Source organism: Paraburkholderia sp. XV, from assembly GCF_020177535.1.
GTDB lineage: Bacteria > Pseudomonadota > Gammaproteobacteria > Burkholderiales > Burkholderiaceae > Paraburkholderia > Paraburkholderia caribensis.
Genome location: NZ_JAGUUD010000025.1, coordinates 39418 through 54635, shown reverse-complemented (window position 1 = coordinate 54635; position 15218 = coordinate 39418). Strand labels below are relative to the sequence as shown.

17 protein-coding genes are annotated in these 15218 nt (G+C 56.6%); 13 read left to right on the top strand and 4 right to left on the bottom strand.

What is annotated here, in order from left to right; all coding sequences use genetic code 11:
- Positions 1-21 precede the first annotated feature (21 nt).
- The gene (locus KFO72_RS15285) at positions 22-837 is read right to left on the bottom strand and encodes a hypothetical protein (protein WP_225032490.1); all 816 of its coding nucleotides are present in this window, start codon (positions 835-837) and stop codon (positions 22-24) included.
- Between the two features lie 334 nt (positions 838-1171).
- Here KFO72_RS15285 and KFO72_RS15280 point away from each other — a divergent pair, with 334 nt between their 5' ends.
- The 7 genes from KFO72_RS15280 (at position 1172) to KFO72_RS15250 (ending at position 6110) form a co-directional block, all read left to right on the top strand.
- On the top strand, positions 1172-1555 hold the full coding sequence (locus KFO72_RS15280; RefSeq protein WP_225032489.1) for a hypothetical protein: 384 nt from the start codon (positions 1172-1174) through the stop codon (positions 1553-1555).
- Between the two features lie 47 nt (positions 1556-1602).
- Positions 1603-1779 carry a hypothetical protein gene (locus KFO72_RS15275; protein WP_225032488.1) on the top strand — a complete coding sequence of 59 codons (177 nt, stop codon included), beginning with the start codon at positions 1603-1605 and terminating at the stop codon, positions 1777-1779.
- Positions 1780-1912: 133 nt separating this feature from the next.
- Positions 1913-2224: a helix-turn-helix domain-containing protein gene (locus KFO72_RS15270; protein ID WP_225032487.1), complete on the top strand. Its 312-nt coding sequence runs from the start codon at positions 1913-1915 to the stop codon at positions 2222-2224.
- A 410-nt stretch (positions 2225-2634) separates the two neighbouring features.
- The gene (locus KFO72_RS15265) at positions 2635-3204 is read left to right on the top strand and encodes a recombinase family protein (RefSeq protein ID WP_225032486.1); all 570 of its coding nucleotides are present in this window, start codon (positions 2635-2637) and stop codon (positions 3202-3204) included.
- Positions 3205-3248: 44 nt separating this feature from the next.
- On the top strand, positions 3249-4139 hold the full coding sequence (locus KFO72_RS15260) for a sce7726 family protein (protein WP_225032485.1): 891 nt from the start codon (positions 3249-3251) through the stop codon (positions 4137-4139).
- A 7-nt stretch (positions 4140-4146) separates the two neighbouring features.
- On the top strand, positions 4147-5082 hold the full coding sequence (locus KFO72_RS15255; protein ID WP_225032484.1) for a sce7725 family protein: 936 nt from the start codon (positions 4147-4149) through the stop codon (positions 5080-5082).
- 5 nt (positions 5083-5087) lie between these two features.
- Positions 5088-6110 carry an RES family NAD+ phosphorylase gene (locus tag KFO72_RS15250; RefSeq protein ID WP_225032483.1) on the top strand — a complete coding sequence of 341 codons (1023 nt, stop codon included), beginning with the start codon at positions 5088-5090 and terminating at the stop codon, positions 6108-6110.
- Positions 6111-6391: 281 nt separating this feature from the next.
- On the opposite strand, the gene KFO72_RS42540 is transcribed toward KFO72_RS15250, so the two are convergent.
- The 3 genes from KFO72_RS42540 to KFO72_RS15235 are packed head-to-tail and all read right to left on the bottom strand — an operon-like array spanning position 6392 to position 9275.
- Positions 6392-6856, bottom strand: coding sequence for a DUF6527 family protein (locus KFO72_RS42540; RefSeq protein WP_225032482.1), 465 nt, complete (start codon positions 6854-6856; stop codon positions 6392-6394).
- Entirely contained in the window at positions 6763-8151 is a 1389-nt protein-coding gene (locus KFO72_RS15240) for a ThiF family adenylyltransferase (protein ID WP_225032481.1), read from the bottom strand. Before KFO72_RS15240 ends, KFO72_RS42540 begins: the two co-directional genes overlap by 94 nt.
- On the bottom strand, positions 8148-9275 hold the full coding sequence (locus tag KFO72_RS15235; protein WP_225032480.1) for a multiubiquitin domain-containing protein: 1128 nt from the start codon (positions 9273-9275) through the stop codon (positions 8148-8150). Before KFO72_RS15235 ends, KFO72_RS15240 begins: the two co-directional genes overlap by 4 nt.
- Before the next feature lie 190 nt (positions 9276-9465).
- Between KFO72_RS15235 and KFO72_RS15230 the strand changes: the two genes are divergently transcribed.
- The 6 genes from KFO72_RS15230 (at position 9466) to KFO72_RS15205 (ending at position 15136) form a co-directional block, all read left to right on the top strand.
- Entirely contained in the window at positions 9466-9702 is a 237-nt protein-coding gene (locus KFO72_RS15230; RefSeq protein WP_105777684.1) for a transcriptional regulator, read from the top strand.
- A gap of 7 nt (positions 9703-9709) precedes the next feature.
- The gene (locus tag KFO72_RS15225) at positions 9710-10327 is read left to right on the top strand and encodes a GNAT family N-acetyltransferase (RefSeq protein ID WP_225032479.1); all 618 of its coding nucleotides are present in this window, start codon (positions 9710-9712) and stop codon (positions 10325-10327) included.
- A gap of 25 nt (positions 10328-10352) precedes the next feature.
- A complete protein-coding gene (locus KFO72_RS15220) occupies positions 10353-10829 on the top strand; it encodes a helix-turn-helix domain-containing protein (RefSeq protein ID WP_225032478.1) in 477 nt (158 codons plus the stop codon).
- Between the two features lie 10 nt (positions 10830-10839).
- A complete protein-coding gene (locus KFO72_RS15215) occupies positions 10840-11736 on the top strand; it encodes an ImmA/IrrE family metallo-endopeptidase (RefSeq protein ID WP_225032477.1) in 897 nt (298 codons plus the stop codon).
- Positions 11737-12640: 904 nt separating this feature from the next.
- Positions 12641-13507 carry a hypothetical protein gene (locus KFO72_RS15210; protein WP_225032476.1) on the top strand — a complete coding sequence of 289 codons (867 nt, stop codon included), beginning with the start codon at positions 12641-12643 and terminating at the stop codon, positions 13505-13507.
- 324 nt (positions 13508-13831) lie between these two features.
- The gene (locus KFO72_RS15205; RefSeq protein WP_054929034.1) at positions 13832-15136 is read left to right on the top strand and encodes an HlyC/CorC family transporter; all 1305 of its coding nucleotides are present in this window, start codon (positions 13832-13834) and stop codon (positions 15134-15136) included.
- Positions 15137-15218: the final 82 nt, after the last annotated feature.

Genomic DNA, 15218 nt, shown 5'->3' with positions numbered 1-15218 from the left:
TAAAAACCGGACGAATCCCTCTTAACGAGCGACAGCCGTGTCGGCGCCAAGGCGCTTCAGGCCATCGACGAAACCGCCCACGTAATCCGGGCTGAATTCGAATATCAAACCTTTGCGGACCTCCTGCGCGACCGTCACCGGCTTGTAGCCATCGCTCGTCGATTCGTATTTCGTCAGCGCACGGCCCGCGAAAATCCGGATCGGGCGATTCTGGCTATAGGCTGCCTTGACCTCCTGAACGGGCAAGGCAATCATCTGGGTCCACGAGGCCCCGCTACCGGTGCTTTTGAAGCATTCTAGGTTTTTGATCGTTTCACCGTTCATGTCGGACACGTGGTCTAGCGACTCGTAGGTGCCATCGTCCGTAACCAGCCAGAACTCAATGCCCTGGCCCGCATGGAATCCGTGATAGCCGTGCTCGACCTCGTTGTCGGTCGGGCAGCGCTCCTCCGGATGGTTCGTGCGCCATGCATTCACGAAACCACCGTTCACGATCACGCCAGCGACGATCCGGTATGCCTGTGCATGCCCGGCCGTGTTGTAGTTCGTCGAGACCAATTGCAGATTCAGATCGAGCCAGCCGTGGAAATCCGGATCATTGATGAACTGCTGTCGGTAAAACTGTGGTGCCGCATACGTCCGAACCATGTTGCAGCCGTTGCAGCCGGGATACCCCGTCTTGACCGCGACCTTCGCGGCGACTTGTTCCCGAGTGAGAGGTGTCGTATTGACTGCGCAGCCCGACAGCGCAATGACGCCCGTGAGCGACGCGGCAAGCAGAAGCTTCTTCATTGTTGATCCACGAAATAAAAAGCGATGCGCAGCGGCGGACAGCATCCTGTCCGCGGCATGGATGACAACAAATGGATGGGGAGCTTGAGCCTGACGCGCGATTCAGGTCAGGCGCGTGAGCAGTGCGTCACGGCGAAATATTTCGACTTTGACTTCTCAATTTCTTTAGCCCCGAGGTGCTGTTTAGTTCTTCCGGTGCAAATTCCCATCGGAAAATTCCGTTATTTGTAGCTCTTATTGAGATAGATTGCTACGATATTCGTAGCGTGTCAACCGGCGGCACGGCGACGCCTGTGGACACCGTCCAGATCAGTCGATGTCTGTGGCAAGTCAGCTTCCCGCACGACGACCCAGAGACTCAAAGCATGCGAGGAACGATATGAAGTCGCTGATACTTTCCTATGGCCGATTGACCCGGGCTCCATTCATGGCGCGTGCGCTGGTGGGCCTGCTGACGTTTGCAGCAGCGGTTCTGATCGAGGTTTTTCTTGATGTTGTCTGGACGCATTTCCACATCAACCCCGCTATCGCTGACCGCTTCGTGCAGGCGATAGCCGCGCCCGTCGTAGGCCTGATGATTGCGCCCATGCTGTCTTTCCTCGCCCAGTTCTTTGATGGAGAGCGATCAGTCGGGCCACAGCCAAGCTGGCAATATGATCACTTCAGCAGGTGGGATGACGACGAAATATTGGATTTATATAAAGATCATGACAATCCAACGTATTCATGGATTCCGGGAAACCTTCACCATGACGACTCATGACGCTTGCGACACGATGTGGACCGCCTCTCACCAAAAAAGGATCAGCCATGAATGCCCTCATGCGAGAAATCGTCGAGGCAGCGAAGGAAAGCCCAAAGCTGTTTTTTGCACCGTTGGTCGGTGCCATTAAGGCCGTCCGTCGCGAGATGGATCATCTAAGTGGCGGCAACCTGCGCGAACCAAGGACCACCAGTTCCCGCTCGACCACCGACGATCAGCGCTGAAGCGAATTTCAGACGCGCACGGGCCGGTTTGCGCCAATTTTACGGCCACCAGCCCCTAAAACGCTACGATATTTGCAGTATGCAAAAGGACACATAGCTACGACATTCGTAACTCCGCTCACAGGGTTACGCAATGGCCGCAGCAGGACGTACCGTTTTCGGAGGCAGGCTCAAGGAAGCCCGCCTGCGCGCGGGCCTGTCGCAGAAAAAGCTCGGCATCGTCGCCGGCCTCGATCCCTCGGTCGCTAGCACCCGCATCAATCGCTACGAACTGGGTCTCCACAAGGTGGAGTATGTGTTTGCCTGCCAGCTTGCCGCCGCTCTATCAGTGCCCACCGCCTACTTCTATGCTGAGGACGATCAGCTCGCCGAATTGATTTTGCTTTATGGACAGGCCACTACGAAAGCACGATCGATATTGCTGACTATTGCTCGCGAATTGTAGATTATGGATATCTGCATTTCGCGGTCGGTTCGCTATTGTGCGGCACAACAATTCTGCGGGGATGGCAGGACTGCCAGATCTCTCAGAACCGACCATCATGCGACGGTCGAAAATTGCAGGTTGGACACTCAGGTGTCTGTGCTCAGCGGAAAGCAGTGTCGCGGGGTCGCCAAGCCGATGAATTCGATCGATGCCTAAGAAGTGAATGCCCTTCTGCCGAGAGAAAGGTGTTCGACGACGCGAATCCCGAATCGGACCTTACGGCAGTGTAGTGGGCCAGTCCCCCGAGTTTCTCGCAGTGTCCGTCAAACGGTGGTTTTCTGAACACCCATAGTGTCCTTTTTGGGGGCGCCGAAGCCGTTGATGAGTGTTAATATACGCGTCAACTTTTCAGTGTCCTGATCGCGTCAATGAATCAACGCATTGGGTACGCCCGCGTATCGACCGATGACCAGAGCCTAGATTTGCAGCGCGATGCCCTCATGCAGGCTGGGTGCGCGACGATCTACGAGGAAGCAGCCAACGGTAAAAGCGCGATCCGTCCAGAGTTAGAGCAATGCCGAAAGGCGCTGCGGGCTGGGGACATGCTTGTCGTCTGGCGGCTAGATCGACTTGGCCGCAGTTTGCCAGACTTGGTACAGATCGTCGCCGATCTTGAGCGGCAAGGTGTGGGCTTTGAGAGCTTGACGGAGAAAATCGAAACAAGCAGCGCGGCGGGCAAGTTGGTTTTCCACGTGTTTGCGGCGCTGGCTGAGTTCGAGCGTGGCTTGATCCGGGAGCGCGCGCAGGCCGGACTAGCGGCTGCTCGTGCGAGAGGCCGGTCCGGAGGCAGGAAGCCGAAACTGGACGAGCAGCAGGTGCGTGAAATCAAGGCGCTGTTGCGCGATCCAAGTATTCAGGTAGCCGATGTCGCTCGTCGTTATGGCGTGTCTCGAACAACCTTGTATAAGCACGTCGGTGTCGTAGCGCCAAGGCAATGAAGACACAGGATGCCCACAAAGAAACGCCCGGCTCAGGTGGGGGAATGAAAATCCACAGCACAGCGCAACTTTCTGCCTTGACTCGGCTGTTTTCCGCCGCGGTTTTCCGTGAAATGGCGACGAAAGGCCGATCCGGATTGTTCCGTCGACTGTTGGAACAAACCGATCTGATCGAGCATGTTGGCCCGTACGCGACTGTTGGCGACACCTTCGATTCCGCGTTCGATATTTTGAAAATCGCGGGGCACCGTGACGAATACATCTATCGAGCAGCGATCAGTCAGAAAGTGTTGATGGGAACACACTCGCTCCGTACTGCCTCAATGCTCAATGAGTTTCGTGTCGGTAGCTGCAAGGCTGACCTCGTCATCTTGAATGGCACTGCGACCGTCTATGAGATCAAGTCGGAGCGGGATTCGCTTGCGCGGCTTGCTAATCAGATCGAGAACTACAAGCGAGTTTTCGCCAAAGTAAATGTAATCGCGAGCGAAAGCCATATCGAAGGCGTTCTAGACACGATTCCCGACGATGTGGGGGTGATGTGCCTTTCCAAGCGCTATCAGATTACGCCGGTGCGCGAAGCGGTAGACTGTCCGGCGCGAATTTGTCCTGTGACTGTGTTCGAATCTCTGCGCCTGGCCGAAGGGATCGCAATCTTGCAGGCGATGGGCGTGGCAGCACCCGAGCTTCCCAATACGCAGAAGCATGCCGCGGTGCGTGACCTCTTCGCCAAGCTCGACCCCGTTGCGCTACATGCAGAGATGGTTCGGACGCTTAAGCGGACGCGTGATCTTGCGCCGCTCGGCGACCTTGTCGATCGTTTGCCGAGGTCCTTGCACGCTGCGGCGTTGTCGGTATCGGTGCGCCGTTCTGATCATTCGAGACTGATTGATGCTATAGCGACCCCGCTGCGCGCGGCCACGACTTGGAGCTGATCGACGTATGTACCATCCCTATTTCCGCGGAAAGCAATTTGAGCTCATCACGATCCGCGAGATGGCGAAGTTGCTCGCTCAAAAGAACTTCATACCTGTAATTGAGCCGGTACGCGAATCGCTCGGCGGCCTTAAGAAGACCTTGAGTACGGTATGCGACGCAGGCGGACAAGCAATTGTTATCGTGAACCCCTATCACGGCGACCATCAGGACGACGGCGCGAGCATCACTGGCCTCCTACAAAAAGACTTTAAGGGCGTGGACAAGATCTCCGCTGGAATCCTGTTGCGTAGCGACACGACGGTCGACGAAGTAATGGCCTGCTATGGTCAACACGCTGATCATCATCCTGTTCTGATCCATGCGGGCTTCACTGAGCCCAAGGCGTTGGCGGCCAAGTTGGAAGTCGACATGCCCGGTCTCACCAACGTCTTCATCGAAGACCATGCCAAGCTGCTCTATCGGAAACATTTCGATCAGAGCACACGCATTCTCGTGCGTGACGGATTTAAGCGGCTGCGCAATGCCGATTATCCGGCGATGGAGGAGTTCTCCGATCTCCATGTTACCTACGGCGATCTCGGCATGACGGGTTTTGGCGATTTCCTGATCGTCGGCGACGTCTACAGCGAAGGTGGCGGTCCGGCCTATGCCGTAGCAATCCACCTGACCTTCATAGATCCTGAAAAGGACGATGTCATGTACATCTACCACTTCGTCTCGGACACGAAGGACACGCCGACTGACCCCGCTGGCAAATTCGCCCAGGCGTTGGCCAAGTTGATAGCGAAGTTGGACAGCGGAACCTCGCATATTCTTGAGACTGATGCGATTAAGGAGTTCCGTGAGTTTCACGCTAAGGGTCATTTCCCGGGTCTTGGCTACGTCAAAAAGCTTTCGATGAAACATCACATCGAGACGCTTGCCGACTATCTCAGTTGAGCTACATGGCAACGCGTTTTTGCTGCCCGGAATGCTTTGATGATCGCGCCCTGCGCGATCAGCTTTTCCCTTCGCTCGATCCTCGTCATGGGACATGCGATTTTTGCGGGACCACGGATACCCAGCTCGTTGAGCCAAGCAAGCTCGCCAACTATTTCGAGCTGCTAGTGAATGTCTATGAGCCGAGTGCGGAAGGGAAGTCGCTGGTCGAATGGATGAAGGATGACTGGCAGCTCTTCAGCCATCAACGCATGGACATTGCCCACGCTAAAGAGCTTCTCGGTGAGATTCTCGATGACGGAGAGATCGTCCGGAACAGCTTTGCCCCGTCGGCAAGCTATATCAGCGAAGGCCTTGCGCAGTGGGACAAACTGCGCGACGAGATGATGTATGCAAATCGCTGGTTTCTCGATGTCGCCATCGACCTAGATCGTCTCCGCCAACTGCTTGACATGCTCCTTGCACCGAAATTGCCCCAGCAGTGGTATCGCGCGCGAATTCGTACCGAGGATCGGGTTTTCCCGGTCGAGGAGATGGGCGCACCGCCGAAGCGGCGCTCGTCACATGGCAGGGCCAATCCGGCGGGTATTCCTTACCTTTATCTGGGATCGCTTCCGGACACGGCTGTTGCCGAGATAAGGCCCCATACTGGCGAGTTTGCTTGTGTCGCGGATTTCATAGTCCCCGAAATCAAGGCTGTGGACTTGCGCAATCCGCGTAAGCTCGTGTCGCCTTTCATCCTTACCGACGCGAGCGAGATCGGCCAGCTGCGTGCCGATTTACCTTTTCTTGAACGTCTAGGTGAGGAGTTGACGCGACCGGTTCAGCCGGCGGGGGCGGCGATCGACTATATTCCGAGCCAGTATCTTTGCGAATTCATTAAGAAGAGCGGCTTTGACGGCGTCGTTTATCGCAGTTCCGTTAGCGAGGGCATCAATCTCGCGTTGTTCAATCCAGCAAAGGCGGTTGGTGGGAGCGTGGCGCTCTACAACGTGACCAAGGTGTCGGTCCAGGTGGCTACCGCCTAAGAATCTCTGCGCATAAGCACATGGTTGACGCTGGTTACGCTTAGCGGCAGTTCGTCCCCATGACGACTTACACGTTCGTGTTGCGTTCACGCCCACCCGCCTCATCGCGATTTCCGCGTCTATGGCGAACTCATTAGGCACGTGACTTTGAATGAATGCGTGTTGGTTGGAACGACCAAGAGACGACGGTTTGGTTGCGAACCCGAAGCGCGTGCAATCGGCTCCGAGCGTTGAACTGCCGCTAGCGCAGCCATACCCACGCAAGATGGTTTCTCGGCGAGCTACTCACACCAGACGATGTGTCCCGCGCGAATCCAAAAATGCGAGCGGCAACCGTCGTTGAGATATACCGAAGGATGTAAAGTTGGCCGTTGGCGAGCGTCGACCGTTAGGTCCCACCTTGGCTTTGCTTCCCTGATCAGCAATAGCTCGATTTTCCTCCCGCATCCGCAGGGGCACAGAAAGCCTACGCACCAGTCTTCGCCGTCTTCGCGAGCGAGAAACACCGTGCGCTGAGAGAAATTGCGCGGCAGACTATCGCCCTGCACGGTCCTAAGGCGCCATCCCGTTCCGGCCGCGTCGAAATAGCGAAAAAAATCGCGAATTCGTGCGCCAATAGCGCGAATCTGTCCACCGATGAAACTAAGGAAATTCACTTTGCCAGCCTCCGCCTTGGCAACGCGAGCTCCGGCAGGCCAAGGAGAGGCTCCCTTGAGCCGCGGATCGCGGTGCTGTTTTTCGTCCATTGGAAACAATCTTCGGAAAAGTGATCCTCGTCGCCTTCCGCAATGCTAAAAAGCGTTCTTGCGAACGCGTGATTGCCGTCGGTGCGAATCGTATAAACGCGAGCGAGGAACTCCATCACGGCGAAAGAGCCGGCGCGCATGTTCAAGCTGATTACAGCAGGCGCTTCCTCTTGAACACCCTTGATATAGCCCGCGTGAACCTCGTGACGATGATCGTCAGGGGCTGTGCTGCGAAGATATTCGGCCCGCAGTGTTTCGGGCGAATAGACACCTCGGTCCCGCAAAGTCGGGCCACCGGGGCGTACGTAGTCAACCCGGCCAAGAACGTCGACTATCGACTGCTGCGTGCCGTCGGATCTCGTTGGGATCGATACGCCGACGTCGACTAACGGGATCGCATAGGCCGATGCTATTCGATCCGCATAGTGTCTTGCCTCGTGCGTATCGGTACAGGAGAAAAGCACGTCACTTTCTGCTGCCGAAAGGACGGCCCGGCGCGACCCGATTTTTGCATCGATAGGGATTGCAACACCGACGCCTCGGTGCAGTTCGATCGAACGCGCGAAGGAGTCGACTTTGCTCTGATGCGTATTCGCGTCGTCAAGTGTCGAGTTGAGGATTCGGTTTAAGTTTTTGTGCTCGACCGTGTCATAGTCGATCAAGATCACATGTCCGAAGCCGAGCCGCGCGAGTTGTTCTGCGACAATCGAACCAGTACCGGAGACGCCAATCACGCATGCCGTTAGTCGGCTGAGTTCGCGGGCCATATCGCTCGTGAATGCCAGCGCGCGTTTGCCGCTCGAGCGATCTGCCCACCAATACCGGATGTCGTCGCTCGCGCAGGTAACGAACTCCACTGGGCGGGGTACCAGATCGGGCGAATAGAGACGCGCAAGCACGGCACCGTCGGGCGTCATGATGGCGCTTCCGTGCAGTTCACCGAGCGCCTGAAAGAGCCCGGGCATCGTCGAACGATCGCTTGCATCGTCGAGCGAGGAAAACGCAAACAAGCCGCCGGGATGCGAATGCAGGAGGATGAGTGCGAGGTCTTCACTTTCGGCTCGGTCGATCGCGTCTTCGATATACGATCCCGGCCACGTTATGAAGTCCTTTTCGCGCCGGCACGCCGAATGCGAAATGAGTAAGGCTTCGCGGGCAATCAAGCGAGTCCGTTCCGTCCCAGTTTTGACGCAAAACAGGATCGCGGCCGACTCGAGATCATCGCCGGGAAATAGATGACGTCGCACCTGGTGATAGACGTCATCCGTAATCGCCAGTGTAGAAGCCGCGTTCATGCGCCCACCTCGCGCCGCAATGACGACTCAACCAGGGCCAGATGCGTGATCACATTGTCGGTCGCCGGCAGCCACGGTGCAGCGTTTCCGCGGTGGCGAGACCACCGTTGAAACTCCTGCTGCCCGATCGTCACGCGGGCCTCCGTATTGGGGATCGGTGCCTTCGACTCGAGTTCGACAATAGGGCACAGATAAAACATGTCGAGTTGGGCCGCTGGATACGTAGGAGGCACTTCGATCGCCAACGTGACTCGAGCGGCCGAGTAGCCGTCAGGCATCGGGTATCCCTGGATCAGTAACCAGCGACGCTCCCCGTCCTTAACCGTTTCCCAGTTGACGAAGTGCGCGTCGAGAAATGTTTCGTCGATTTCCAGAAGTGCGAAGTCTGTGCGCAGTTCGGCCTGTGCTTCGCCGTTCGACACGTCTTTCGGAGTCAGCCGCAGTTTTTCAACTCCCGGCGTGCGCATATCGATGACAGTATCGAGCTGAACTTCGCGCTTTTGTTCGCCCTTTACCTTGAGATAGATGTGCCAGCCCTGTGTGACGTCGAAACCTGCGTCAATCATGGCTTGCCGAACGGTGATCTCGGGCACATGCAGGGCGAGGCGCACACCCTGCACATTCAGCAGCCAGGTTGCCTCACGACTGTAAAAGACCTCGATCCCCGGCATTGCGAGATCAATCAACTCTCGGCGACCGACTTCTCGATCCGCTGCATCTGTCCGTTCGAGAAAGAGCGATTGCTCGTGCGGGATTTCGCCCAGAGCGCGAACTTGAGCTCCTGAAATCACGCGGCACGGCCAGTCGAACCGATTGCCGTTAATGCGGATGCGATAGGAAGCATCGGCGTCAACGACGATAAAGCGCGCCCCAGATTGGATTTCAAGGACTCGATCCAAGCCCACGTCTTCGAGGATTCCGTCCTCCCCAAACAAGAGCACCGAAGCGTCCTCAACGCTTGCGACATGCGCAGCCGAGGCAATTTCGCGCCCCGTCGCGGCAGTGCTCGCCAAATATGCAGATCGAAACTCGAAGTCCAGCCCAGAGACCAAGATCTCCACCCCACCGTGATCGGGGTGAGCCCGGTGTTGCTCGACAGCGATACCTTCGTTCGGGTGGTTCATCGTGGCCTCCGATAAGCCAAAAGTGATGTTGAAATCAACAATAACACATTATTTTCTGTTGTGTAAACATGTATCAAATCATGTTTTTTTGTTTCTCAGCGTTGACTTAGGGGACGAAAACCCATAAATTCAAGGCATTCCGGAGCCTTTCCGGGCGTTAGAAGCAGTCACTTTTCGAATCGAGGCCATCATGTCAACCGCTACCCGTACGTCTGCAGCCAGCAAAAAAACGCTCACGCTCGTCCTAAACGACGCTGAGATGGATGTGCTCGAGTCGCTCTCGAGCGCGCGTTCGCTGAGCAAGGTAGCGGTGCTTCGGCAGGCTCTTCGCCTGTACCAGACGGTTGATCTGCGGCAGCAAAGAGGGGAAAAGCTTTTTTTCGAGAACGAGAGCAGTAAGGAAAAGGCCGAGTTGATGCTTCTGTGAGGTAGCGGTGATCCTCCTTCGAAATCGCATCACCGGCGCCGAAGTGGTTGGCGAAATCGCGAGTCCAATCAACGCAAGTGACGTGGAGTGCTATGTCACGCAGTGGAAGCCGATTTCGGACAGGAAGATCGAAGAACTGAAGGCCGCGGGAAATTACACGCGAGAAGGTGTCGCTGAACACAACGTGGAGGACGCTCACTGGGAGTGGCCCGAGAAGGTGCGAGATCGCGCCGGGCAGCTACAGTGGAACTCCTATGCGCTTCGCTGCGAAGGCCGCACGCAAGGACTAATGTTCGTAAACATGGTCCATCGCTGCCGCTTGGAATCGCAGAAGAATATGCATATGGTGTACATCGATCTTCTTGCCACAGCCCCTTGGAATAGAAGGCGCTTGTCTCCGGCACCGCTATATCGCGGAGTCGGCGACACACTGATGCTTGAAGCCATTCTGTTAAGCAGCGAACAGGAATTTGGCGGACGCATCGGTCTACATGCGTTGCCGAATGCAGTGGACTTCTACCAGAATCAGTGGGGCATGGTGTGCCTGGGGCCGGACCCTAACTATCACGAGCTACACTACTTTGAGTTGACGACGGAGCAAGCGACCGAGATTCTTCGCTCGTGAACGCTGCGATAAACCGGAGAACGACATGACTGTTCGTAGTCGTCCGTCACTAGACTGGTATCGCCGTAAGGTTTTTGCGATCGAGGACCATGACTACATAATTGGTCCCCCACTTTTGCAGGAAAATTCGGTCGAACCAGAGGTTTCGGACCCACCCTTATCCATAGCATTCGGTTCGCTGCTGCGCCTCGAGCGTCGCGGACGCGAGCTGTCTGTGGCAGCACTAGCCCAGCAACTCGACGTAGACGAAGACGAAATACGCAGTATCGAACATGATCCGCGCTACAAGGCCCGGCCTCGTACGATCCAACAGATAGCAAGCTTCTTCAAACTGCCCGCGAAGGAAGTGATGAAGCTGGCTGGCGCCGCGTCAGCTAATGATGAGCGTTTCGTCGAACACGCTATGCTTTTCGCGGCGCATTCTGACGACATGGGCGCATTGACTGCGGAAGAGAGGCATCTGCTGCAATCGTTCGTAGCGTTCTTGCGAGACAACAAATAAAGGGGGCGTCTTGAGGGAGCTTGTCGGGGGGAAGGAGCAGCGAGACATTGAAAAACTCGTTATCAAAATACTCCGTGATCTAGGCAACCCTGAGCCCCCGCTCAGTCTTGACAACGTGCGCGCCCTGTTGACGCTGGACTTGAAATACTATTCCTCGATGGACGTGACTCCATTGGCAGAGTTTGCGCATCGTATCAAGGTGGCCGGAAAGCAATTGGTAGCGCGTCCTTCGCTCATCCTGGAAGTCGTGCAGAAGGCGAAGCTCAGTGGCCTTTGGTTGCCTGACAATCGACGCATATTCATCGACAAAGAACAGCCCAAACTCAAACACCGTTGGATCGAAGCGCATGAGATCGCACATAGCTTTATCCCGTGGCATCGCGAGTTTCTGTTGGGGGACGACGAATTAACGCTCGATCCGACGTGCCGGGAAACGATCGAAGCAGAAGCCAATTTCGGCGCTGGCAGGCTCATTTTTCTCGGTGAGCAGTTTGCTTCCGAAGCGAGAGACCTTAACCCGACTTTCAACAGCATTCAGTCCATACAGGGTCGGTACAAGAATTCGTTAACGTCCACGTTTTGGCGGTTCGTCGAGGATCGGGACCCTCAGGCCATGTGCTTTGGCCTCATCAGCCAGCATCCCCACCATCCCGATATTGGGCGCGGCCCCAACGGAGAGTCGGTCCAACGATTCGTCGTTTCTCATGGCTTCAAGACGCGATTTTCCAACGTGTCGGCCAACGATGTGTACGCCCTAGTTGCACAAAATACCTCGTGGAACCGCAGAGGGCCAGTAGTCCAAGGGAGCGTTCGCATGATTGACGCTAACGGCCAAGCTCTCGATTTCGTCCTCGATGGTTTTTGCAATTCCTATCAGGTTCTTACTTATGGCATCGCCATCACGTGACGTTTCAAGACTGCAACGCACTTGTGAGGTGTAAGGAATTGCATCCTGACTTGCGAGTGGAATTTGAGAAGCCGTGCTAGCGCGCTTAGGCGGCAACCAATGCAGGGGAAATGGAGATGCGGAAGGCTGATTGAGGCGATGAGCAGTCGATTCCGATCGCCGGTCAAGTGTCCGAAACGGGTCGCACCTAGCCGGTCACCCTACTTCGATACCATTTGAATGCGAAGCCTGTCAGGCGGTAGCCGGCCAGGAGAGACGGCCGCACGATCGCCCTAAATCGTTGCCATTCTGGACGAGCAAACACAGGGACGTACGATCCGAAGCAAGAACAAGCCGCGCGCCGTGCCGACGACTCGATTGCGGTATCTCTCGATACACGTTTGCATACCGATGGTTTGCCAGGGACCCGCGAAGCGGGGCGCAGGGCCAGGCGGCCCGAAGCTCTGCCCGCCTTGCGGGCAGATGGGGGAGCCGCCAGACGCTGGGCGCCCCAGCGCCCAGAGGCCGCCCTAGCGGCCGGCAGTCTGGTGGGGGCGGAGCCCGAGCGCTGGGCGAAGCCCGGCTACCTGCTTGTTTTAGGTGCCCACTTGTGGGCACCGGTGAGGTCGTCCAGACCTCAAAAACAAGCAGGTAGCCGGGCTTTGACCGGCGCTCCCCCGAGGGTCGCGAAGCGGCCCGCTGGAAGCCGCGCCAACGAGCGCGGCTGTGAAGGCAACTGGAGGGAATCGAGGCGGGCGTCCAGCCCGCCAGCAAAGGGTATCCGGCCCTCTCGGGCCGGACGCCGAAGGCGCCTTTGTGGTCGATTCCCGGAGGGCGCAGGGGCCGGCATCGGCCCCGCAGTATTGTCTGTATTATTGTGTATGATCCAGTACATGCTTCACACAAGATCGAGCACATAACGCGTATGGATAATATCGACAGACAGGCCGCGTTCCGCGAAGCCATGGCAAAAGACAAAGAGCGCCGAGAGCAGACTCAGGCCGCGCGGGCTCGGCTGGCGGAAATCGTTGAAACGACCGGGGGCAATATGCGTGCTCGCGGAAGAATCAAAGAGGAAAAAGCCTTAAATTGGGTGTACAGATGGGGCTGGTCGACGCCAGGAATTATTGATTTGTGGTGCGGCGCGGCGAATAGAAACACGTCCACAAACCTAGTGAAGAAGGGCCTTCTGAAGAACACAGAAACGGGCTGGGACGGCACCAAAAACCGGCCCAAAAAGATACTTACCCTGACCGATCTGGGCCTCAGTTTTGCAGTGGAAAAAGCCACTAACTTGGTCAAGTACAAGGGTAGCTTTAGCAGCATAAATCTGCTCCATCTGAGGCATTATTTTTATGCCCAGTTGATGACACTGAACGCCGTCTCAAACGGCGAGATTATCGACTTCCAGACCGAGGCCGAATTCAACGAAAAATCGGAGAAAAACGAGAAACGCCCCGACGTGCTGTGGCACCTGCCAAGTGGGGAAGTCACAGGGGTTGAGGTCGAGTTGACCGAAAAGCATGGCCATGACCTGCTCAAGTTCGTCGACGACTCCACCATGCAGCTGTACATGGACGAAGCCCAAACGGGCCGCGCTCCGCTGTTCACCAGGTTGATCATCGCAAGTACCAGCCAAGGCATCCTCAAACGCTATCAGGCAGCGTTTGCGCCAGGTCTGGAGACCCGGCAACCGGTAAAAAATGAAGCAGGCCGCTGGGTTTCTCGGCCAAGCGGCTGGAAAATCCCGCGCGACATCGTTGGCAAAATCTCGTACCGACTTCTCGACTAACTTGGAGGAAAACAGGCGCCTTCCGTGGTAAGCTGACGGCCAGTTACCTTGTCAATTCGACGCGCGTTTGACATTGACGAAATGCCCGGAAAGCCTTATTCCGTGGTCGATACAGAGAGGTTCGAATCCTCTCACCCCGACCAGATTTTAAAAAAACCGCGCATTGCGCGGTTTTTTTTCGTCCGCCGTACGGACAAGTGGCAATGGCGGGCTGCCGCGCGGTTAAAGATCGCGCGAGATTTCAAGCTGTCCGTCTGCCCGCTGAGGGCTCGCAGCCCCTCTGCTATATTCTCCCCATCCCTCCCCTTCTCTTATTCACGTCGCGTGGAACAACTTCCCTTATGGGCGCAAATAGGCGCCGTCGTCCTGCTTCTCATCTGCTCCAGCTTCTTCTCCATTACCGAGACAGCGATGATGGCGATCAACCGCCATCGCCTGAAACATCTCGCGACCAAGGGCGCGCTCGGCGCGAAGACCACCCAAGGCCTGCTCGCTCGCACCGATGAGTTGCTGAGCGCCGTCCTGATCGGCAACAACCTGTTCAACACGATCATCCCCGTGCTCACCACGTCGATCGCGTTGCACACATTCGGCAGCAATAACCTCGTGCTGTCGATTGCGACGGGTATCGTCGCGTTTCTCATCATCGTGTTCGCCGAAATCACGCCGAAGATAGTAGGCGCGACGTTTCCGGAAAAGATCGCGCTCCCCGCCAGCCTGCTGATCGCGCCGCTCATGCGCGTGTCAAAGCCGCTGATCTGGTTCGTGAACCTGTTCGCGAACGGCATATTGCGCGTGCTGCATATCAATACCAAGGGCGCGCACGACCAGCGGCTGTCGACGGAGGAACTGCGCACCATCGTGCTCGAGTCCGGCAGCTTCATGCCGACCAAGCACCGCAGCATCCTGCTGAACCTGTTCGACCTCGAAAACATCACCGTCGACGACGTGATGATCCCGCGCCGCCGCATCGAAGCTCTCGACTTCGACGCGCCATTCGAGCAGATCCTGCATCAGCTCGAAACCTGCTATCACAACAAGCTGATCGTCTATCAAGGCGATTTCGACCGCGTGCTCGGCGTGCTGCACGTGCGCAAGACGCTGTCTGCCCTGCACAACCAGGAACTGGAACGCGACACGTTGCGCGAACTGCTCGCGGAGCCGTACTTCGTGCCGACGGGCACGCCCGTTTTCCAGCAACTCCAGTTCTTCCAGGAAAGCCGTCATCGCACGGCACTCGTGGTCGATGAGTACGGCGAACTGCAGGGACTCGTGACGCCCGAAGACATCATCGAGGAACTGATCGGCGAATTCACGACGTCCGTGCCGCGTAGCGCCAGTTCGCGCGGCGGCTGGAACGAAGAAGGTGAATGCATCGTCGCGGGCAGCATGCCGCTGCGCGAGTTGAACCGCTGGCTGCAACTGAAGCTGCCGACGGACGGCCCGAAAACGCTGAACGGATTGATCCTCGAAATTCTCGAGGAAATTCCTGAAGGCGATGTGTGCGTGAAGATCAACGACATCAAAATCGAAGTTCTGCGCAGCGACGATCAGGCAATCAGAACAGTTAAGATTTTTCGCCCCGGTCCCGCGCCGGGTTCGAAGATCAAGCGGCTCGTCGGCCGCTGAACGCGTACCTCGCCAGCACCTACCTGGCCATTCGGCCGAATAGCGGCCCCTTGCGCGATACCGGATGATGAAGCCGTCATGT

Bases quoted from the DNA above. Each gene is read 5' to 3' on its own strand.
- KFO72_RS15275 (WP_225032488.1), top strand. From the start codon at position 1,603: ATGAATGCCCTCATGCGAGAAATCGTCGAGGCAGCGAAGGAAAGCCCA.
- KFO72_RS15210 (WP_225032476.1), top strand. From the start codon at position 12,641: ATGGATAATATCGACAGACAGGCCGCGTTCCGCGAAGCCATGGCAAAA.
- KFO72_RS15285 (WP_225032490.1), bottom strand. From the start codon at position 837: ATGCTGTCCGCCGCTGCGCATCGCTTTTTATTTCGTGGATCAACAATG.
- KFO72_RS15270 (WP_225032487.1), top strand. From the start codon at position 1,913: ATGGCCGCAGCAGGACGTACCGTTTTCGGAGGCAGGCTCAAGGAAGCC.
- KFO72_RS15260 (WP_225032485.1), top strand. From the start codon at position 3,249: ATGAAAATCCACAGCACAGCGCAACTTTCTGCCTTGACTCGGCTGTTT.
- KFO72_RS42540 (WP_225032482.1), bottom strand. From the start codon at position 6,856: ATGGACGAAAAACAGCACCGCGATCCGCGGCTCAAGGGAGCCTCTCCT.
- KFO72_RS15240 (WP_225032481.1), bottom strand. From the start codon at position 8,151: ATGAACGCGGCTTCTACACTGGCGATTACGGATGACGTCTATCACCAG.
- KFO72_RS15230 (WP_105777684.1), top strand. From the start codon at position 9,466: ATGTCAACCGCTACCCGTACGTCTGCAGCCAGCAAAAAAACGCTCACG.
- KFO72_RS15265 (WP_225032486.1), top strand. From the start codon at position 2,635: ATGAATCAACGCATTGGGTACGCCCGCGTATCGACCGATGACCAGAGC.
- KFO72_RS15235 (WP_225032480.1), bottom strand. From the start codon at position 9,275: ATGAACCACCCGAACGAAGGTATCGCTGTCGAGCAACACCGGGCTCAC.
- KFO72_RS15250 (WP_225032483.1), top strand. From the start codon at position 5,088: ATGGCAACGCGTTTTTGCTGCCCGGAATGCTTTGATGATCGCGCCCTG.
- KFO72_RS15220 (WP_225032478.1), top strand. From the start codon at position 10,353: ATGACTGTTCGTAGTCGTCCGTCACTAGACTGGTATCGCCGTAAGGTT.
- KFO72_RS15255 (WP_225032484.1), top strand. From the start codon at position 4,147: ATGTACCATCCCTATTTCCGCGGAAAGCAATTTGAGCTCATCACGATC.
- KFO72_RS15280 (WP_225032489.1), top strand. From the start codon at position 1,172: ATGAAGTCGCTGATACTTTCCTATGGCCGATTGACCCGGGCTCCATTC.